We start from the raw sequence: 622 nt of genomic DNA, 5'->3' as shown, positions 1-622 counted from the left end.
GGATATCCACCATTTTTACGACAGCCTGACCATTGAAACGGTGATGGCCCGCCTGCGGAGGCTGGTCAAAGACCGGAGGATGCTGGATGTGTGTGAGCGACTGATGAAGTACGGCGTCCTGATTGGCGCGTTTTTCTCACAGTGGTTTGCCAACACGGTGCTGCAACCGCTTGACCAGATGATACGGAACAGCGGGCTGTGTGACCACTATATGCGGTACATGGACAACCTGACACTGTTCGGGCGCAACAAAAGGAAACTGCGGAAGCTGCGGGGCATGATCGAGGACTGGCTTGCAGGCCGCCGGTTGAAGCTAAACAACAAGTGGCAGCTCTATCCGACGGCAAAGCGGACGGTGGCGGCGCTGGGATACCGGTTCGGCCATAAGTTTTCCTTGCTGCGAAAGCGAAACATGGTGCGGCTGAAAAAGTCACTATCAGAATGTTACCGGGCCATGCGGAAACACCAGAAGATCAGGCCGAAACTGGCACAGGGCCTATTGTCACGGCTGGGCCAAATGAAGCACTGCAACCATGTGCATTTCTTTGAGAAGTATGTGGAAACAGGGCTGCAACGAAAATTGAAGCTCGTGGTAAAAGAGCATACGAGAAAGGAGCAGGCA

General features: G+C 54.0%; 1 protein-coding gene. It reads left to right on the top strand.

The window, feature by feature from the left end; genetic code table 11:
* Nucleotides 1-622, top strand: a 622-nt coding sequence (locus RX395_RS09845) for an RNA-directed DNA polymerase (protein WP_316367301.1), incomplete at both ends; no start/stop codon positions are given.

The sequence above is a fragment of the Collinsella aerofaciens genome (assembly GCF_032584215.1).
GTDB lineage: Bacteria > Actinomycetota > Coriobacteriia > Coriobacteriales > Coriobacteriaceae > Collinsella.
The sequence above is the reverse complement of the archived record's forward strand: the minus strand, read 5'-3'. Positions and strand labels throughout refer to the sequence as shown.